Source organism: Mycoplana sp. 10N416, from assembly GCF_056394765.1.
This window is the reverse complement of record NZ_JBFTIM010000003.1, coordinates 201,421-219,735: the sequence shown is the minus strand read 5'-3', so window position 1 is coordinate 219,735 and position 18,315 is coordinate 201,421. Positions and strand designations below refer to the sequence as shown.

The 18,315-nt window shown below is 62.9% G+C and carries 19 protein-coding genes; 10 read left to right on the top strand and 9 right to left on the bottom strand.

Translation table 11 applies throughout. The features are described 5' to 3' along the window. Positions 1-64: 64 nt before the first annotated feature. From AC1DDS_RS08140 to AC1DDS_RS08130, 3 genes are all read left to right on the top strand, one after another. Positions 65-499, top strand: coding sequence for a MerR family transcriptional regulator (locus AC1DDS_RS08140; RefSeq protein WP_477478418.1), 435 nt, complete (start codon positions 65-67; stop codon positions 497-499). 162 nt (positions 500-661) lie between these two features. Beyond that, positions 662-1,435, top strand: a complete 774-nt coding sequence (gene cmoA, locus AC1DDS_RS08135) for a carboxy-S-adenosyl-L-methionine synthase CmoA (protein WP_477478417.1) — start codon at positions 662-664, stop codon at positions 1,433-1,435. Between the two features lie 11 nt (positions 1,436-1,446). Next, positions 1,447-2,190 carry a methyltransferase family protein gene (locus AC1DDS_RS08130; RefSeq protein ID WP_477478416.1) on the top strand — a complete coding sequence of 248 codons (744 nt, stop codon included), beginning with the start codon at positions 1,447-1,449 and terminating at the stop codon, positions 2,188-2,190. Between the two features lie 76 nt (positions 2,191-2,266). Here AC1DDS_RS08130 and olsB read toward each other — a convergent pair whose 3' ends face one another. The 5 genes from olsB to AC1DDS_RS08105 form a co-directional block, all read right to left on the bottom strand. Next, positions 2,267-3,115: a l-ornithine N(alpha)-acyltransferase gene (gene olsB / locus AC1DDS_RS08125; protein ID WP_477478632.1), complete on the bottom strand. Its 849-nt coding sequence runs from the start codon at positions 3,113-3,115 to the stop codon at positions 2,267-2,269. Positions 3,116-3,279: 164 nt separating this feature from the next. Next, a complete protein-coding gene (locus tag AC1DDS_RS08120; RefSeq protein ID WP_477478415.1) occupies positions 3,280-5,544 on the bottom strand; it encodes a hybrid sensor histidine kinase/response regulator in 2,265 nt (754 codons plus the stop codon). A gap of 63 nt (positions 5,545-5,607) precedes the next feature. Beyond that, the gene (lspA, locus tag AC1DDS_RS08115) at positions 5,608-6,105 is read right to left on the bottom strand and encodes a signal peptidase II (RefSeq protein ID WP_477478414.1); all 498 of its coding nucleotides are present in this window, start codon (positions 6,103-6,105) and stop codon (positions 5,608-5,610) included. Continuing rightward, entirely contained in the window at positions 6,102-6,965 is an 864-nt protein-coding gene (locus tag AC1DDS_RS08110; protein WP_477478413.1) for a TrmH family RNA methyltransferase, read from the bottom strand. Before AC1DDS_RS08110 ends, lspA begins: the two co-directional genes overlap by 4 nt. Continuing rightward, complete coding sequence (locus tag AC1DDS_RS08105; protein WP_477478631.1) at positions 6,962-8,110, bottom strand: RsmD family RNA methyltransferase; 1,149 nt, start codon at positions 8,108-8,110, stop codon at positions 6,962-6,964. Before AC1DDS_RS08105 ends, AC1DDS_RS08110 begins: the two co-directional genes overlap by 4 nt. Positions 8,111-8,306: 196 nt before the next feature. On the opposite strand from AC1DDS_RS08105, the gene AC1DDS_RS08100 reads away from it, so the two are divergent. After that, positions 8,307-8,759, top strand: a complete 453-nt coding sequence (locus tag AC1DDS_RS08100) for an SRPBCC family protein (RefSeq protein ID WP_477478412.1) — start codon at positions 8,307-8,309, stop codon at positions 8,757-8,759. A 121-nt stretch (positions 8,760-8,880) separates the two neighbouring features. Here the strand turns inward: AC1DDS_RS08100 and AC1DDS_RS08095 are convergent, their stop codons facing one another. The 3 genes from AC1DDS_RS08095 to sppA are packed head-to-tail and all read right to left on the bottom strand — an operon-like array spanning position 8,881 to position 10,553. Further along, positions 8,881-9,222, bottom strand: a complete 342-nt coding sequence (locus AC1DDS_RS08095) for a DUF1049 domain-containing protein (RefSeq protein WP_477478411.1) — start codon at positions 9,220-9,222, stop codon at positions 8,881-8,883. A 50-nt stretch (positions 9,223-9,272) separates the two neighbouring features. After that, the gene (locus tag AC1DDS_RS08090) at positions 9,273-9,575 is read right to left on the bottom strand and encodes an integration host factor subunit beta (protein WP_192248690.1); all 303 of its coding nucleotides are present in this window, start codon (positions 9,573-9,575) and stop codon (positions 9,273-9,275) included. A 27-nt stretch (positions 9,576-9,602) separates the two neighbouring features. Beyond that, a complete protein-coding gene (gene sppA, locus AC1DDS_RS08085) occupies positions 9,603-10,553 on the bottom strand; it encodes a signal peptide peptidase SppA (RefSeq protein ID WP_477478410.1) in 951 nt (316 codons plus the stop codon). Positions 10,554-10,794: 241 nt separating this feature from the next. Here sppA and lptC point away from each other — a divergent pair, with 241 nt between their 5' ends. The 6 genes from lptC (at position 10,795) to ptsN (ending at position 16,044) form a co-directional block, all read left to right on the top strand. Next, a complete protein-coding gene (lptC, locus tag AC1DDS_RS08080) occupies positions 10,795-11,463 on the top strand; it encodes an LPS export ABC transporter periplasmic protein LptC (RefSeq protein ID WP_310417187.1) in 669 nt (222 codons plus the stop codon). Between the two features lie 7 nt (positions 11,464-11,470). Continuing rightward, positions 11,471-12,034, top strand: a complete 564-nt coding sequence (locus tag AC1DDS_RS08075) for an LptA/OstA family protein (RefSeq protein ID WP_310417184.1) — start codon at positions 11,471-11,473, stop codon at positions 12,032-12,034. A 33-nt stretch (positions 12,035-12,067) separates the two neighbouring features. Continuing rightward, positions 12,068-12,853 carry an LPS export ABC transporter ATP-binding protein gene (gene lptB, locus AC1DDS_RS08070; protein ID WP_477478630.1) on the top strand — a complete coding sequence of 262 codons (786 nt, stop codon included), beginning with the start codon at positions 12,068-12,070 and terminating at the stop codon, positions 12,851-12,853. Positions 12,854-13,119: 266 nt separating this feature from the next. Beyond that, complete coding sequence (gene rpoN / locus AC1DDS_RS08065; RefSeq protein ID WP_477478409.1) at positions 13,120-14,691, top strand: RNA polymerase factor sigma-54; 1,572 nt, start codon at positions 13,120-13,122, stop codon at positions 14,689-14,691. Positions 14,692-14,933: 242 nt separating this feature from the next. Next, positions 14,934-15,506, top strand: coding sequence for a ribosome hibernation-promoting factor, HPF/YfiA family (gene hpf / locus AC1DDS_RS08060; protein WP_310417179.1), 573 nt, complete (start codon positions 14,934-14,936; stop codon positions 15,504-15,506). Positions 15,507-15,582: 76 nt separating this feature from the next. Next, positions 15,583-16,044, top strand: coding sequence for a PTS IIA-like nitrogen regulatory protein PtsN (ptsN, locus tag AC1DDS_RS08055; RefSeq protein WP_477478408.1), 462 nt, complete (start codon positions 15,583-15,585; stop codon positions 16,042-16,044). A 128-nt stretch (positions 16,045-16,172) separates the two neighbouring features. On the opposite strand, the gene AC1DDS_RS08050 is transcribed toward ptsN, so the two are convergent. Continuing rightward, entirely contained in the window at positions 16,173-18,140 is a 1,968-nt protein-coding gene (locus AC1DDS_RS08050) for a BCCT family transporter (RefSeq protein ID WP_477478407.1), read from the bottom strand. Positions 18,141-18,315 lie beyond the last annotated feature (175 nt).

The following is an 18,315-nucleotide window of genomic DNA, read 5'->3' as shown; positions in this document are numbered from 1 at the left end:
ATCTCCTTGATCTGCACCACCTATAAAACCTGTAGTCACTACAGCTTCAAGCGGGAAAATCGCGATGGAACGCACTTTTTCGATCGGCAGGCTCGCCGAGGCCAGCGGCTCCAAGGTCGAGACGATCCGCTACTACGAATCGATCGGCCTCCTGCCGGAACCGGAGCGAAACGCCGGCAACCAGCGCCGCTACACCGCGCGTCATTACGACAGACTGGTTTTCATCCTGCACGCCCGCGATCTCGGCCTTTCGATCGACGCAATCCGGCAACTCATTGACCTGTCTAAGCATCCCGACCTGCCCTGTGCCGAAGCCGACGAGATCGCCCGGCGCCAGTTGGAGGACGTGCGCCAGAGGATCGCGCGGTTGAAGCTTCTGGAAGCCGAACTGGAGCGCACGCTTTCGAGTTGCACCCACGGCACGATCGCCGAGTGCAAGGTGATCGAGGCACTGGCTCAATGCGGCGCCTGCGAGCGACATCAACGCCCCGCTCGCTAATTTTCGGTGCCTAGACCTACAGGTTGCGATATAGTCACCTCTCCAACCCCGACTCAGTGCGTTCAGGTGGCTGTCAGTATCCGATGGTTGATCTGCAGCCGAGTTGAACTGGGGGCGGTCTCGATGCCTCTCGCCTTGCCTATCAGTCTGGGAGAAATGCAGATGGCCGAAACAGCAACTTCCATGTCAATGCCCCTGCCGCTGCGCATCGAGCGCAAGGACCAGGTCTTCGCCCGCGAAGACTTGCCGGTGGGCGACTTCGCCTTCAACGCCACCGTCGCCAACGTCTTCGACGACATGGTCAGCCGCTCCGTTCCATACTATGAAGAGATGCAGCGGATGGTCTGCGAGCTGGCGGCCGACTTTGCCCAGCCCCAAACCAATCTCGTTGATATCGGCTGTTCGACCGCGACGACGCTTTTGGCACTCGACGGAGCTATCCACCCGGACGTCCATTTCATCGGCATCGACAACGCGCCGGACATGCTCGAAAAGGCCGCGCAGAAGATCCGGGCCGCCAACACGAACCGGCCGATCGAACTCAAGGTGGCCGACCTGAACCATGGCTTCCAGATGGAGAACTCCAGCGTCGCGACCATGCTGCTGACGCTGCAGTTCGTCCGGCCGCTCTATCGCGAGCGCGTGATGAAGGCGATCTATGCCGGCCTCAACGACCAAGGCTGCCTCCTGCTCATCGAGAAGCTGACGAGCGAGGACACCACGTTCAACCGCCTGTTCATCGAGCACTACTACGACTTCAAGCGCCGCAACGGCTATTCCGACATCGAGATCTCGAAGAAGCGCGAGGCGCTGGAAAACGTGCTGATCCCCTACCGGCTGGACGAGAATGTCCAGCTTCTGAAGGAAGCCGGCTTCCGCACTGTCGAGGTCTTCTTCCGTTGGTATAACTTCTGCGGCATCGTCGCGGTGAAGTAGGAAGGACACCCATGACCGCAGCCATGACCGTTATCGGCAACTTCTTTTTCAAGTATCGCAACCAGCTCTTCCCTGCGATCATCGTCGCGCTATTCCTGCTGGCGCCGCCCGTGGCGCATGGGAGTACGGCGGTCGAGCAGGTCAGCGCTATCGTCGCGATCCTGCTGGTTCTCGCCGGACTAGGCTTGCGGGCGACCGTGATCGGCTACGCCTACATCCAGCGTGGCGGGTTGAACAAACGGGTCTATGCCAAGGATCTCGTCACCGAGGGCATGTTCGGCGTCTGCCGCAATCCGCTCTACGTCGGCAACATGCTGATCTATTCCGGCGTGTTCCTGTTCAGTGGCAATCCGCTGGCGGTCGTGCTCGGGATCGGTCTCTTCGCCTTCCTCTATCAGTGTATCGTACTGGCCGAGGAGGAGTTCCTTGAGAAGAAATTCGGAGATGCCTACCGGGCATACTGCCGCGACGTGCCGCGCTGGGCGCTGCGGCTGGGCCGTTTTCGCAGCGCCACTGAGGGCATGTCCTTCAATGTCCGGCGCGTGATCGCCAAGGATTATTCGACGATGTCGGCAACCCTGATCACACTGCTTGTCATCGAGTTCTACCGCGCCGCCCTCAATGAAGGCCTGACGCAGAGCCTGCCTTATCTCGCCGTGCTCGCCGGACTGCTGGCCCTGATCGGACTTGCCACCGGTGCGATCAGCCGTCTGAAGAAGCGCGGTGTCTTCAGCGAGCCGAAACCAATTCACTGACGCGCGACGCATACCAGGATGGCGGTAGCAACCGGCACCTGGCCGCTTGCGCAGCCAGGTGGTCAAATCGCATCCGTCAGCTCGCAAACCGACCGGCATCGGCGCCGTAGTAGTTGATGTAACGGCCTGAAATGCTGCCGATCGGCAGCACGATCAGCACGTCCGTCGTGCGGAAGGCGTGGTCGACGACGGCGCCATTGCCGATCATCGCGCCGAGCCGCAAATAACCCTTGATCAGCGGCGGCATGGCGGCAAGCGCCCGGCGCGCATTTACCGCCTCGCTCGGCATCAGATCCATCGTCCGATACTGGTCGGCATGGGCGTGAACGCTCCACTCATCGCGTGCCAGCAGGTTCTGGTGCAGGTAGGAAAGCGCCAGCGCATGCTCCTCCGGCACGACGCCGCCGAAGGAACCGCATCCAAACAGGACGTCGACACGGTGTTTCAGCGCATAGGCCCAGGCCCCCTGCCAAAGCAGTTCCACGGTCCGCTTCGTCCGGTATTCCGGCAGCACGCAGGAGCGGCCGAGTTCCATGAAGCGCTTTTCCGGATGGCGGGCCAAGAGCGGCTCGATGTCGAATTCGGACTGCGAATAGAAGCCCCCCGAATTCCTGGCGACATCCTGCCGCAAGAGCCGGTATGTCCCGACGATCTGCTCCTCAGCGTCGCCCTCGATCGAGGTGTCGAGCACGAGCAAGTGATCGCAGACCATGTCCCAGGCGTCGATGTCGCGCGCGCGGCGCATCGCGTCGGGGGCCACCTGCGCATTCATTTCCTCGACAAAGACGCGGTAGCGCACTGCCTGCGCCGCATCGATCTCGGCATTCGTCCGTGCAAGCCTGGTTTCCAGATTGCCGATGCGGCCGAACACGTCGGTCGTCTTGTGGACCGGAACCTGGCATGTCGACGGGACGGTCTCGGCCATCACCTGTGGATCTGCAAATTCGACACTCATCGGCGACTTCCTGCTCAAGATTTCCTGTCTCTCTTTAAGCACGAATCTGCAACAGGACCGTGACATCGGACTGCCTGTAGATAGCCCTCCGGTGTTCAGCAGACAAGAAGACTGTGGCGGCGCGGATAAGACGGTCAGCGTCCTTTTGCCGTCACTGCGATCAGGCGGGCGACCTCGGCGAGCAAAGCCTTTGGTTCGCCCGGCTTGACCAGGACCGCGGCCGCGCCGCAGGCGATCAAATCGTCGTAGAGGCCTCGGCGCCCCTCGGCCGTCAGGACGACGACCGGCACGGCGGCCGCTTCGCCGGTCAGGCGACGCACCACCTCGGGCCCGTCGCCGCCCGGCATGTTCAGGTCCGTTATGACAAGATCCGGCCCGCCCGCCGGGTCGCCGACAGCGGAAACCAGCGAAGGAAAGGTGTCGACGACGCTCACCTCGAAACCCGCCTTCGTCAGCATCGAACGCACGAGCATGGCATTGACGGGGTCGTCTTCGGCCAGAAGGATTCGCGCCGCCTTGCCTGGCCATTCCGCCACGGGCGCGCACAGCGTCGGCCGGTTGTCGTTGATTGCGTCGCGAACCTCGATGCCCTTCATCCGGCCGCACAGCACTTCGACCAGTGATCGCTCGCGCAAGGGACGGATCAGCCAGGCATCGTAACCCTCGCCGTTGCTGATCGCCCGGCCGGTTCGTTCCTCGGGGTTGACGAGATAGGTGCGGCGGATGTGCCGGGCGTTGAAGGTGGCCAGGCCGGAGAGTTCGCGCCGGTATTCTCCGGAAAGCCGGTTGTCGACGATGATGTCCGTTAACGCGGCGGTCGTTCCCTGCGCGAATTGCAGCGCGTCGGTGGCGGTGGCCGTGTGCGCGCAGGTGCCACCGAGGGTCTCGATCGTGCGTTGCAGCGCGCGCGCCACCGGGCCATCGGGTGCGTAGAGAAAGACCGACGACCCCCGCAGCGGGCCCGCCCTTCCGCAGACGGCCGCGAGCGTCAGCGCGGCGGGCATTCGAATCGTGAACGTGGAGCCGTGTCCAGGACGGCTTTCCAGCGTCAGCGCGCCGCCAGCTTCGCTTAGGATGCGGGCGGAGATGGCAAGGCCGAGACCGGTGCCGCCACGGCGCTGGGATGCGCCTCCGGCCTGCTCGAACGCCTCGAAGACCCGCCTCTGCTCGTCCGCCGTCATGCCCAGGCCGGTATCGGTAACTTTCACAACGATGTGGTCGGGCTCGACTGTCGTCTCGAGATAGACCCCGCCGCTCACCGTGAATTTCACCGCATTGCCGATCACGTTGTAGAGCACCTGCCGCAGCCGCGATCCGTCAAACGACATCACGGCCGGCACCTCGGCCGAGACGAAGGAGCCGATCTCGATCCCTTTCTCATGCGCCCGCGGCGACATCATCTCGACGACGCCCTCGATCAATGGGCGGACAGGCTCCTCGCTCGGGCGCAACTGAAACCGGCCTGCCTCGATCGTGGAAAAGTCGAGCAGGTCGTCGACGAGTTGGACAAGCGCGTGCCCGGACTGGCGGATTCCTGCCAGATAGTTCTTCTGCTCCGCGGTCAGCCGCGTCTGTCCGATCAGGTGCGACATGCCAAGGATGCCCGACAGCGGCGTGCGGATCTCGTGGCTGACCGTCGCCAGCAGCCGCGACTTCGCCTCGCTTTCATCCTCGGCCTTGCTGAGGGCGAGTTCCCGCAGGTGCTCGGCCCTGCGTTCCTCGGTGACGTCGCGGGCGATGGTGTGGATCACCAGTTCACCCGTCGCCGGTTCCCGGATGGTTACATCATGCCACGCATAGACGCGCGTACCGCCCGGTGCCGCAATCTTTACGTCATAGTGATGCGGCAGGGGCTGCGTGTGGATGTCGAGACCGATCTGGGTGCAGGTCAGGCCAGTCAGCTCGGCGATACCGACAAGATCGCTGAGGACCGCGTTGGCGCGGATGATCCGTCCGTCAAGCGAGCGCACGAGCACAATGTCGCGCAAAATGTCGTGGATGGCGGCAGACGCCGCCGACGTCTCGCTGTGCTCCCAGGTGCGGTCGTGGTGATGCTCGACATGCCGGTTCAACCGCCGGTCGGCAATGACACCGCTGCGAAAGAGCAGTAGCGCGCCCGCTAGGCCGGCCACGCCAAGACTGAGCGCCGCGACGTGAAACCCCTGCAGGAATCCGGTCACCAGGACGAGGCCGGCTGACAGAACGACGAGGCAGCCGACGATGCCGCTGAGCATCGCATGGTCTGAGGGAGATGCCTGGCCCGCTGCACGCGAGGACATGATCGACGACCAACGCGCGGCGGTCTCCACCCCGCCATCGCGTGGTGGCTGCCTTGCGTCACTCGGCTCGTCCGCGAATTCCGCCTTGAGCCGGTCTTGAAGCTTCGCCGGTTCGCTCATGCGTGCCCGGATAGCACGACAGGCGTTCAAATCCGCTTCAGCAAACCGATCGGATTTTAACGATCAGGCCTTGTGCCGGCGCCCGCGCGACTGCAGCACCTCGTCGAGCAGGATGATACCCGCGCCGATGGTGATGAAGCTGTCGGCAAGGTTGAACACGGCAAATGACCAGGTGGCGGTGTAGAACAGCACGTAGTCGATCACGTAACCAAACAGGAGGCGATCGACGAGGTTACCGATCGCGCCGGCGATGATCAGCGCATAGCCCGCATGGGCCAGCCCCCGCTCCTTGGGCGTCTGCCGCCACAGCCAGGTGACGAAGGCGACGACGACGAGCCTCAAGGCCACGATGAACCAGCCCTCCATGCCCGACAGCATCGAAAAGGCGACGCCGAAATTGTAGGTGCGGTACAGGGCCAGCATCGGCAGGACATGCACCGGCTGCTCAAGCGGCAACCACGTCTCCACGGCCAGCTTGATGAGCTGGTCGACGAGGACGGCAATGACGATGAACGAGACGACCGGGACGGGTCGGGAGAAGAACGGCGCGCGCTCGGTCATTTCTGTTCGTCCAGCGACAGGATGTGGCGACGCGCCTCGAACAGCATGATGCCGGTGGCGATCGCGAGGTTGAGGGAATCGGCGCGGCCTGCCTGGGGAATGCGCGCCAGCGCATCGGCCTCGCGGGCCAGTTCCTCCGGAATCCCGGCCTGTTCGTTGCCCATCAGGAGCACGATCGGCTGTTTCCTGTAGTCGATCGTGCGGTAGTCGACCGCACCGGCAAGATGCGTTGCGACCACCTTGACGTGCGTCTCCTTCTTCCAGCGCAGAAACTCGGCGACCGAGGTTTTGGCGACGGGCATGGCAAACACCGACCCCATGGTCGCGCGAACCGTCTCCAGCGAGAACGGATCGGTCGTCTCGCCGACAAGGATCAAGCCGGAGGCGCCTGCCGCGTCGGCCGTGCGGATGATCGTGCCCAGATTGCCCGGATCGCGCACCCGGTCGAGCGCCACATAGGTCTCGCCCGCCTTCGGGCGAAAGTCCTTCAAGGGGGTATAGCGCTGCTCGAACACGCCGATCACCATCTGCGGATTGTCACGCCGGGTTATCGCCGACATCACCTTCTCGCTGACTTCCAGCACGAGCCCGCCTTTGGCAAAGGTCTTTGCCGCGACCTGCTCGACCTGCGGCTTGCCCTTGGCCGCCTTCGCATAGACCAGCGTGCGGATCGTCCAGCCGAGCTCGAGCGCGTCGATCACGAGCTTCAGTCCCTCGGCGATGAAGGATTTCGTTTCGTCGCGCGCCTTCTTCTGCGCCAGCGCCTTGATGTCCTTGACGATCGGGTTGGCGAGGCTCGTGACCTCCTTCACCTGCCCCACGCGGTGGGGACCCTGATCGCGGTGGTGATGTTCGCTCATGCGGAAGTCCAACGGCTGAAGAGGGAAGTGGAAAGGGCGCGGCCGGTCGTCCTGCCGTCGGTTCCGCCCTCCCGGATGACAAGTTCGCCGGACTCGACCAGCCCACCGCGGCCGCGCATCGTTTCACGCATCAGTTCGTGGATCGAGTAGAAGCTGGCTCGGATCGAATAGGCGGTCAGCACGAAGGCTGCATCGCGTGGCGAGAGGATCTCGCGGCAGACGTCGAGCATCAACGGCAGGCTGTCGAACAGCTGCCAAACCTCGCCGTTCGGACCGCGGCCGAATTTTGGCGGATCGGCGAGAATGATGTCGTAGCGGCTGCCGCGACGCTCCTCGCGCAGGATGAACTTCATCGCATCCTCGCAGATCCAGCGGATCGGCAGGGCTTCACCGCGCCCGAGCGCCTGGTTTTCCCGCGCCCAGCCGATCGCTTTCTTCGAGGCGTCGACGTGGGTCACTTCTGCGCCGGCGCGGGCGGCGACGAGCGAGGCGACACCGGTATAGCCGAACAGGTTCAGGACCTTCAGCGGCCGGCCTGCGGCCTCGATCCGCGCCTTCATCCAGCTCCAGTGCGCCAGTTGCTCTGGAAAGACCCCGACGTGGCGGAAGGCGGTGAAGCGGCCATGGAAATCGGTATCGAGCAGACGCATCGGCCAGGTCTCGCTAAGTGCGGCCTTCGGAAAGCGCCAACGGCCCATGCCGTCTTCGTCGGTATCGCCGGTGAACAAGGCGTCCGCTTTCTCCCACACGTGCGCCGGCAGGCTACGCGGCCAGAGCGCCTGTGCTTCCGGGCGCACGATCCGATAGGGACCGTATTGCTCCAGCTTCTCGCCGGCGCCGCTGTCAATGAGGCGGTAGTCGTCGGTGCCGGCCGTCTCGAGGATCACCGGCACCCGCTCGGAAGGTTTGTCGCCGGTGCGGGCGATCAGCTTGCGCTGAGGTTCGGCGGTCTGGGACGCCGTGCGGGCGGTCCTTTCAGGTGCCGTCTTGGTCGCGCCTGCGCCAAAATCCTTCCGCATGACCGCCGGTTCGATGCGTGGGGCGCCTGCGTGCTTGGCAGCCACCCCGGCCTGCGGCTTGGAGCCAGTGTTGCGCATCGGCGATGGCTGGCGAACGCGTTCGCCAGATCGCGCGGCACCCGTCATGGCGGGGCCCTTCTTCTGCCGGCGGTTCTTGTCCTTCACGTCGCGGTCCGTTTTCGATTGATCAGATGACGGACGCTGGTCCGCGGGAAAGCCAGACCAAATAGCACCGCTGCTCCGGTTGGCAAAGTCCCACTTGGCAAAGCGCTTTCCCATCTGCGATAAATCGGCAAGCACCCGGGCCAAGAGGAGGAACGCCATGGACATGTCAGGTGAAGAGCGCATCGCCGCCCCTCGTGAGGCCGTCTGGGCGGCACTCAACGATCCCGAGACCTTGAAAGCCTGCATCCCGGGCTGCCAGTCGCTGACGATGAAGTCGCCGACCGAGCTCGAAGCCACCGTCAAGATCAAGATCGGCCCGGTCTCCGCCACGTTCAACGGCGAGGTCACGCTGTCCGACCTCAACCCGCCGGAAAGCTACACGATCTCCGGCGAAGGAAAAGGCGGGATTGCCGGCTTCGCCAAGGGCGGCGCCGACGTAAAGCTCGCCGAGGACGGCAACGAGACGGTCCTGACCTATACGGTCAATGCGCAGATCGGCGGCAAGCTCGCGCAACTCGGTTCGCGCCTGATCGATTCGACCTCGAAGAAGCTCGCAGCCCAGTTCTTCGCCGGCCTCGGCCAGCGGCTCAACGGTGGGCCGAATGCCTGAGTTTTGCGATTGAATAGCCGCTCCCGGGACGGAAGCGGGCGCGGTGCGGCCGCTTCCCCGCTTCTAAGCGTGGGTAGGCGGATGAGGGGCAAGGATAGCGAGTTCCCCTGAGCAGCGAACCCTATTTCGGCGCGGACAGAAGCGACTGGGCATGCAGCGTCTCGGCGCGGGCCTTGTGCTTGTCGGCCTCAGTGTGCCACTTCACCGCCTCGCTCGCCTCGATCCGAGCACGCTTGCGGTATTTGTGCTGGCCGATCCAGGTCGCGGCCGCTCCGAGGATCGCGCCGAGGATCAGCGCCAGGAACAGATAGACGAAAAACGGAGCCGTCATCGACAGCACCGAGTCTTCCGGCCGGAACGGATTGAGCGCCAGGCGCACGGGCTGGCGATTGGCGACCGACAGCACGATCAGCACGATGGCAACCGGCGCCAGGATGACGATATTGATGATCTTCTTGAACATGAAACCACCTCCAGCAATCGGGCTGGTTGAGGGTTGCGGTACCGCAGACGTCAATCGGCGTCGTCGTCCGCGTGATTGGGGTTCAGCCGCTCGCGCAGCTCCTTGCCGGTCTTGAAGAAGGGGACCCACTTCTCTTCGACGAACACCGCATCACCGGTACGCGGGTTGCGCCCGGAGCGCGAAGGACGGTTCTTCACCGAGAAAGCACCGAAGCCGCGAAGCTCCACCCGGTTGCCGGCGGCAAGTGCATCGGTGATCTCGTCCAGGACCGCGTTGACGATGTTTTCGACGTCACGATGATAAAGATGTGGATTGCGTGCGGCGACGATCTGTACCAATTCTGACTTGATCACGGTTGTCCCCTCAAAACGCTTGTCTTTTCAATCACGTCCAACCTGCCAAACGGAGACAAGACCGTCAAGGAACAACTTCTCGCCGCCAAGCTTTTCGAGAGCCTCCGACGGACCGAAACCAAGGCCGACGAGTCCCTTCAGCCAGTCAGCGGAGTCCAGACCAAAACCGAACAGGCCGGAACGACGTGGCGGCTCGTAGTCGACCATCGGCAGGCTGCGGCCGACCTTGCGCGTCTCGAGGTAGTCGCGGATCTCGTCCGTCCCGCCAAGTCTGTCGACGAGTTTCGCCTGCAAGGCCTGCCGGCCCGTGTAGATGCTGCCGTCGGCCAGTCGCAGTGCCTCCTCGCGCGGTAGCTTGCGACGCTCTGCGACAAGATCGACGAACCAGGCAAAGCTGTCATCGACCATGCGGCGTATCATCGCCTTGGCGTCCTCGCTTGCGGGATGGAACGGTGAAGGCTCTGCCTTCAACGGGGCAGACTTGATCTCTTCGAGAGAAACGCCGAGCTTGTCCATCAACTCGCTCAACTGCGGATACTGGAAAATGACGCCGATCGAGCCGGTGATCGAACTATCCCCGGCGATGATCGTGTCGCCAGCCGTGGCAATCATATAGCCCGCTGAGGCGGCGAGCGTGCGCACGTCGGAGACGACCGGCTTCTTCTCGGCCACCTTGCGCAGTGCCTTGTAGATCACCTCTCCGCCATAGGTCGTGCCGCCCGGCGAGGTGATGGACACGACCAGCGCCTTCGCCCGATCGTTCTTGGCGATGCGGTCCAACCGTTGCAGAAGTTCCTCATCGTCCTTAATGATACCGGTGATCGAAACGTGTGCGACATGGTCCTCGATGGAGGCCGCCTGCCAGTTCCACGTTATGGCTGCGAAAACGGCAATGGCGGCGACGAGGATGGCCGCAACCCGCCAGAACGTGAGCTTGCGGCGCAACTGCCGACGGTCGGCTATAGCAGACTGGTCCATCTCGAAAGGTTCCCGTTCGATGGTTTCTTGCGACAAACGACGGTTGCGCCATTTGCCAAATGCCTCATCGATATGGCATTAGCCGGGCAAATAGCAAATCATCTGAGCCGCTTTTTCGGGCATCCATTGTTTGTTCAGGAATAAACTCCATATGGGGGCCGTTATCCTGATTCAGGACGGAGGCGGTTCAACCGGCACTGTCGGCCCTAGACAACAGACCAGAAAACAACGAACAAGGCACATGCTGACCACTGCCGCTGACATTCAATCCGTCGACTACCGGACGGTCTCGCCGATGGAAGCCTACCGTCGCGCGGCCCGGCACTCCGCGCGCGTGCGATTTCTGAAGATCGCCTTGCCGGCGATTGGGCTTGTTATTGCCGCCATCTTCGCCGTGGTCTCCATCGTCAGCACCTACCTGCCCGAAGAGCTGGCGGTCGAGAGCGCCACGATCGAAGACGGCAAGGTGGTGATGAAAAACCCGGCGATCTCCGGTCGCAACCGCGACGGCATCAGCTATTCGATGAAGGCGGACCGGGCGCTGCAGGACATGAAGAACCCGGACATCATCCAGCTTGAGAACATCCGAGCGAAAATGCCGGTCAACGAGAAGCTGATCGCGCAGGTCGACGCCGTTACCGGCATCTACGACCGCGGCCGCAACATTCTCGACATGACCGCGCCGTTCACCATCCGTCTGAACACCGGCCTCGAAGCCGCCTTCCGCGACGCACACCTCGACATCAACGGCGGCCGCATGTCGACGCAGCAAGCCGTCTCCATCCAGGCCAAGGAAGCTTCGATTGTTGCGCAGTCGCTGCGAATGACGGATAAAGGGCGAACCGTCGTCTTCGAGGGGGACGTCGTTGTCAATGTAGATCCCGCCGCCATCCGCAACAGAGAGAAGTAGGGCCACGATGTCCGCATTTTCTGAACCCGCGCAAAGACATGCCATTCTCCCGCTGCTTGCCGCCGGCTTCGTGCTGGTCGCAACGACCGCCGGAGCGCAGGAAACGAAGAGTCAGCTGAAGGGGCTTCAGCTGTCCAACGACAAGCCGATCCAGATCCAGAGCGACAAGCTGGAAATCCAGCAGCAGGCCAACACCGCCCAATTCACCGGCAACGTCAAGGTCGTCCAGGGCACGACGACGCTGCAGGCCGGCAGCATGGTCGTCCATTACAAGGCCGATGGCGGCGGATCGATTTCGAGCGGCGATGCCGATATCGAGAAAATCGACGTTGCCGACAAGGTCTTCCTGCAGTCCGGAGTGCAGCAGGCGACCGCCGATACCGGAACTTTCAACCTCATCGACGAGGTCTTCGTGCTGAAGGGTGACAAGGTCGTGCTGTCGGAGGGCAAGAACGTCTTTGTCGGCTGCCAGCTGACGGTGCTGATGCGGACCGGCGAGGCCAAGCTCGACGCCTGCGGCGGCCGGGTCATGATCCAGCTCGATCCGAAGTCCCGTAAAACCACGAACTGACGTACGCCCGTGTCACTTCTATCCCTTTCCCGCATGACGCGTCATGCCAAGAAGCCTGCGCCGGCGGTCCAGCGCAGCCTCGACGCATCGCGCTACGAAGGCACGTTGATCGCCCGCAACCTGACCAAGACCTATGGGGGCAGGCGGGTGGTCAACGGCGTCTCACTCGTCGTGCGGCGGGGCGAAGCCGTCGGGCTGCTCGGCCCGAACGGCGCCGGCAAGACGACTTGCTTCTACATGATCACCGGCCTGGTTCCGGTCGATGAAGGGGCGATCGAACTGAACGGCAACGACGTCACGACGATGCCGATGTATCGGCGGGCGCGGCTGGGCGTCGGCTACCTGCCGCAGGAGGCCTCGATCTTCCGCGGCCTGACGGTTGAGCAGAACATCCGCGCCGTGCTCGAGGTGCACGACAAGAACAAGGCGCGTCGCGAGCACAAGCTCGACAGCCTGCTGGCCGAATTCTCGATCTCGCACTTGCGCAAGGCTGCGGCCATCGCGCTATCCGGCGGTGAGCGCCGGCGACTGGAAATCGCCCGCGCGCTTGCGACGGATCCGACCTTCATGCTTCTCGACGAACCCTTCGCGGGCGTCGATCCGATTTCGGTGGCCGACATCCAGGCACTCGTTCGCCATTTGACGTCGCGTGGTATCGGCGTGTTGATTACCGATCACAACGTCCGCGAGACGCTCGGCCTGATCGACCGCGCCTACATCATCCACGCCGGCGAGGTCCTGACCCACGGTCGCGCCAACGACATCGTTGCCAATCCCGACGTGCGGCGTCTTTATCTCGGCGACAATTTCAGCCTCTGAGCGTCCGACGTCCATGACGCCGGACTATTCTTCGCCTCGATCGGAGGAATTCGTCGGCATCTCCTCCCGGCCGCTTGACCAGTTCCGCCAAAAAAGCAATTTTTGGGCCAGTCCGAATTCCGGATCGGCAGTTGCCACCCGGTGTTCCGGCGTCGGCACTGCTCCACGATCCGATCGGTGAGGACATTGCCAGGCAATTCATCGGGTACGGCGTCCATGACGCGTCGTTAAAGACGTGTGGCGGCGTAAGGAGTTCAAGCGTCCGCATGGCACTCGCAGCCAGCCTTTTTCTGCGCCAGAGCCAGTCACTGGTCATGACGCCGCAACTGATGCAGTCGATCCAGCTGCTGCAGATGACGCATCTCGAACTGGTTCGGTTCATCGAGACCGAGGTGGAGAAGAACCCGCTGCTTGAGCTCGTCTCGGGTGACGAGAGCTCGCGCGGCACGGACGAAGTTTACCCCGCGGATGGCGCCTATTATTCCGTCAACGAAGAACTGCCGGCTCGGGATATCGCAGACACGGAGGCCGGACCTTCCGGGGACCTTTATGAGACCGCCACAGGCGGCAACACCGGCGCGATCGCCGAGTCCTTCGATTCCAATCTCGAAAACGTCTTTCCCGATGATGCCGGCCCGCGCACGGCGGATGCGCCTGAACTCCTGGGCCAGTGGAAATCGATGCCGGGCGCGAGCTACGGCGAAGGCTATGAACTCGATGAGTTCGTCGCGGCCCAGACGACGCTGCGCGACCATCTTGTCGCCCAGGTTCCGTTTCTGCTTGTCTCGCCGGTCGATCGGATCATCGCTGGATACCTGATCGACCAGCTCGACGAGTCCGGCTATCTTCTGGCGGACCTGTCAGAGGCGGCACTCAAACTCGGCAAGCCGATCACCGATGTCGCGCGTGTACTCGACGCTCTGCAGCAACTCGACCCGCCCGGTGTCTTCGCTCGCACCCTGTCCGAGTGCCTGGCGATCCAGCTTCGCGCCCATGACCGCTTCGATCCTGCGATGGCTGAGCTGGTCGGCAATCTTGAGCTGTTGGCGCGCCGTGATTTCGCCACGCTGAAAAAGCTTTGCGGCGTCGACGAGGAAGACCTGGTCGACATGCTGGCGGAAATTCGCAAGCTCGACCCCAAGCCGGGCGCGCGTTTCCAGCCTGGGGTCTCCGATTCCGTCGTCCCCGACATCATCGTTCGTGCGGCCCCGGACGGGACCTGGTTGGTCGAATTGAATGCCGAGACGCTGCCGCGCGTGCTGGTCAACAACGACTACTATGCCTCCGTCTCCCGCCGCACCGAGCGGGCGAGCGAAGATCAGTCCTTCCTGAGCGAATGTCTGCAGAACGCCAATTGGCTGACCCGCAGCCTGGATCAGCGGGCAAAGACGATCATGAAGGTGGCGACCGAGATCGTGCGGCAGCAGGACGCCTTCCTTCTCAACGGCGTCGACCATCTGCGGCCGCTTAATCTGAAAGCGGTTGCCGACGCCATCAAGATGCATGAATCGACCGTCAGCCGCGTCACCTCGAACAAGTACATGCTGACGCCGCGCGGGCTGTTCGAGCTGAAATACTTCTTCACCGTGTCGATCGGCTCCACCGACGGCGGCGACAGCCACTCGGCCGAATCCGTGCGTCAACGCATCCGCACCTTGATCGCCGGGGAGACGCCGGAGGCCGTGCTTTCCGACGACGATATCGTCGACGTCCTCAAGAAGGGCGGCATCGACATTGCGCGGCGAACCGTGGCGAAATATCGCGAGGCGATGAACATTCCCTCCTCGGTGCAGCGCCGCCGGGAGAAGCGTGCGCTTGCCAAAGCCTCCGGTTTTTGACCGTCTGCCAAAGGCGTAGAGCGGTGTCCCGGGAGGGTTGCCACCGTGGGAGCAGTTGACACTTTCATCAGGAACAGATAGATGCCCGCCGCAATTCCGAAGGGAAGACAAACCGGCTCGCCATATCCCCATTTTCCCCCGGTACCGCTGGCGAAAGGGGCGTTGTGAGCGCGAAGTGCTTGGATGACGGGTCCGGTTGGAATAGACTGTTACGCGCAAATCACAATGAGAGAGGAAGCTCCATGAGTGTGCGTGTATCCGGCAAACATATGGACATCGGCGACGCGTTCCGCTTGCGCATTGAAGAACAGATCGGAGCGGCCGTAACAAAATATTTCGATGGAGGCTATTCGAGCCACGTCATAGTGGCAAAGTCCGGTCCGCGATTCAGTGCCGACTGCAAGGTTCACCTCGACACCGGTGCCGCCCTGCAGGCCAATGGCGAAGCGAACGATCCGGTTCTCGCTTTCGACGCCGCGTCGGGTCGGATTGAGAAGCGCCTTCGCCGCTACAAGCGCAAGCTCAAGGATCACCATAACGGAAATGGCCAGGCCTATGCGGAAGTCGCATACACGGTCATGGATTCGATTCCGGAGGATGCGGACGAACTGCCGGCGGACTACGCCCCGACCATCGTCGCGGAAAGCACCAAGACGCTCAAGACCATGTCCGTTGCCAGCGCCGTGATGGCGCTCGACATGACGGACGAGCCGGTGCTTCTGTTCCGCAGCGTTGGCCAGGAGGATCTCAATATCGTCTATAGACGTAACGATGGAAATATTGGCTGGATAGATGCAGCCAATATCAAAGGCTAAAGTGGCAGGGGGGTGCGCCCTGGGGCTGGGCGCATCCCGCCTTACTCCCTTCACTGCGGCTCACGAGGACAAAGGCATGGCATTGGCAGGTTTGCTGCAGCAGAGTGCGATTATTCCGGCGCTGAAGGCCAGTTCGAAAAAGCAATTGCTTCAGGAACTGGCGATAAAGGCGGCAAAGGTCACCGGGCTTCAGGAACGCGAAATCTTCGATGTGATCCTGCAGCGCGAGCGTCTCGGGTCGACGGGAGTCGGCAACGGAATCGCCATCCCGCACGGGAAGCTGAAGGATCTCACCCAGATCACGGGCCTTTTCGCTCGCTTGGAGACGGCGGTGGACTTTGAGGCGCTCGACGACCAGCCGGTCGACCTCGTCTTCCTCCTGCTGGCGCCGGAGGGCGCGGGCGCCGATCATCTGAAGGCCCTTTCACGCATCGCCCGCGTGCTGCGCGATCCGGCCATGGTGGCCAAGCTGCGCGCCTCGGATTCGGCGACGGCGATCTTTGCCTGCCTGAGCGAGGAGCAAGCCAACGCCGCCTGAGCCGGCCGGGCCCGCAAGCGCCAGGGGAACGCGTGTCGCATCCTTCGCCGATCGTTGCGCGATCGATCGCGCGCCGATGATTGTGTACGTCGGCTCTCCGCGGAGCCCCTTTTCCGCCTTCGTTACTCTCAGCCGGTGATCGCCAGGTAGTGGCGGTAGCGGCCGTAGTGGTTGACGACATCGGCGATCACTTGGTCGAGATCATAGCCGTAGATGTCATAGCCGCGGCTGCCTTGGGCGAGGATGACCTCGGCGCGATAGTAGCGGTTGCGCCCGCCTTCATTGCGCGCGGCGTCAATGACGACAAAGGCCGGGATCGGCTTGCTGACGGGACGGACCTCATAGACGAAGGGCGGCACCGTCTCGCCATGGCTGATCACAAAGCGCAGGCCGTCCTCGGTCTTTTCAACGTCGGCTTCGATGTCCTCGGGTTTTTCCAGTTCGCGCGCCACCGTCTCGAATGCCTTCGCTACGGTCGAGGCGATGAACCGCTCCACCTGCGGGCGGCCGGGGTGGTCGATGATGGCGCTGATGCGCCGGCGCCAGAACTTGGCTGCCTCGTGCGGCACCATCGGCGCGGCGGGCAGGCTGGCGCTGGTCGTCAACGCCACCTCGTCGCTCAGCGCCTTCCAGATTCCGTAGCACATCAGGACCATGAGGACCGACAGAGGCAGCGCTGCGATCACCGCCGCCATCTGCACCGCATCCAATCCGCCGGCCAGGAGCAGGCAGGCGGCGACGCCGCCGCAAACGAGCGACCAGAACACCCGCAGCCACAGCACCGGCTCTTCGTCACCCTGCGAAGTGATCATGGCGATCACCAGAGCACCGGCGTCCGAGGCGGTGACGAAGTAGACCGCCACCAGCAGGCCCGTCAGCCAGGCGAGGAAGGTGGACCAGGGCAGGTACTCGAAGACGGTGAACAGCGCGATCGGCATGTTCTCCGTGACGGTCCTGGTGATCTGCCCATCCGCCACATTCCTGTCGAGCCAGATGGCGACGTCGCCGAAGACGGTGAACCAGATGAAGCTGAAGCCCGCCGGCGCGAAGAGCACGCCGAGAAGGAACTGGCGGATGGTGCGACCGCGTGAGATGCGGGCGATGAACAGCCCGACGAACGGCGACCAGGACATCCACCAGCCCCAGTAGAACAGCGTCCAGTTGCCCAGCCATTCGGTCGGCTCGTAGGCATAGATGTGGAAGGTGCGCGCGACGAAGCCGTTCAGGTAGAGACCGATATTCTCGACGAAGGCCTGTAGCAGGAAGCGCGTCGGCCCCAGCGCCAGGACCAGGAACATCAGGATGAACGAGACGATGATGATCATCTCGCTGAGGCGGCGAATGCCGTTGTCGAGGCCGGTCGCGACCGTGACGGTGGCGAGCCCGGTAACGATTCCGATCAGCACGAGCTGCGTCTGCAGGTTCTGCGCCAGACCGAAGAGGTAGGTGCCCGTGGCGTTGAGCTGGGCGACGCCGAGGCCGAGTGACGTGGCAAGGCCCGCCAGTGTGCCGACCACGGCAAAAATATCGATGACGTCGCCGAGCGGGCCGTTGATCCGGTCGCCCAGCAACGGACGGAAGGCCGAGCGAATGACCAGCGGCTCATCCTTGCGGTAGCCGAAATAGGCAAGCGCCAGCCCCATGACGGCGTAGATCGCCCAGGCGTGTACGCCCCAGTGGAAGAAGGTCACTTCCATCGCGTCCCGCGCCGCCTGCGCCGTGCGGGGCTCTGCATCCGGAGGGGCGCTGAAATGCATGATCGGCTCGGCAACGCCGTAAAAGACGATGCCGATGCCCATGCCCGCGCTGAACAGCATCGCCACCCAGGTGCTGTAGCTGTAGTCGGGCTCGGCTTCGTCAGGGCCGAGCTTGACCCGGCCGAGCGGGCTGATGGCAAGGAACAGCAGGAAGATCACGAAGCCGCCGACGGCCAGCATGTAGAACCAGCCGAGCTCGGCGATGATCCAGTCATTGGCGCGCTTGAAGAGGGCTGCGGCCACCTTGGGGAAAATGGAGGCGAAGAGGATGAGCCCGAGCGAGATGATGGCCGAGCCGTAGAAGGAGATGGGCGAAATCCCGGTGAGCGGCTGTTTCATTCCAAGCCTCCCTTTTCCGCGGCCATTCGACGGCACGGGGGTGCACCAGATCTGAGAGTAACGCTCCACGCTCGGTCGGAACAGGCCTTTCATCCTGCCTGTGGGATCGATGAAAGGAGACCTCGCGGAGCCTCGCGAGACGCATCCTTTCGGAACTCATTGCGACACGGCTAAC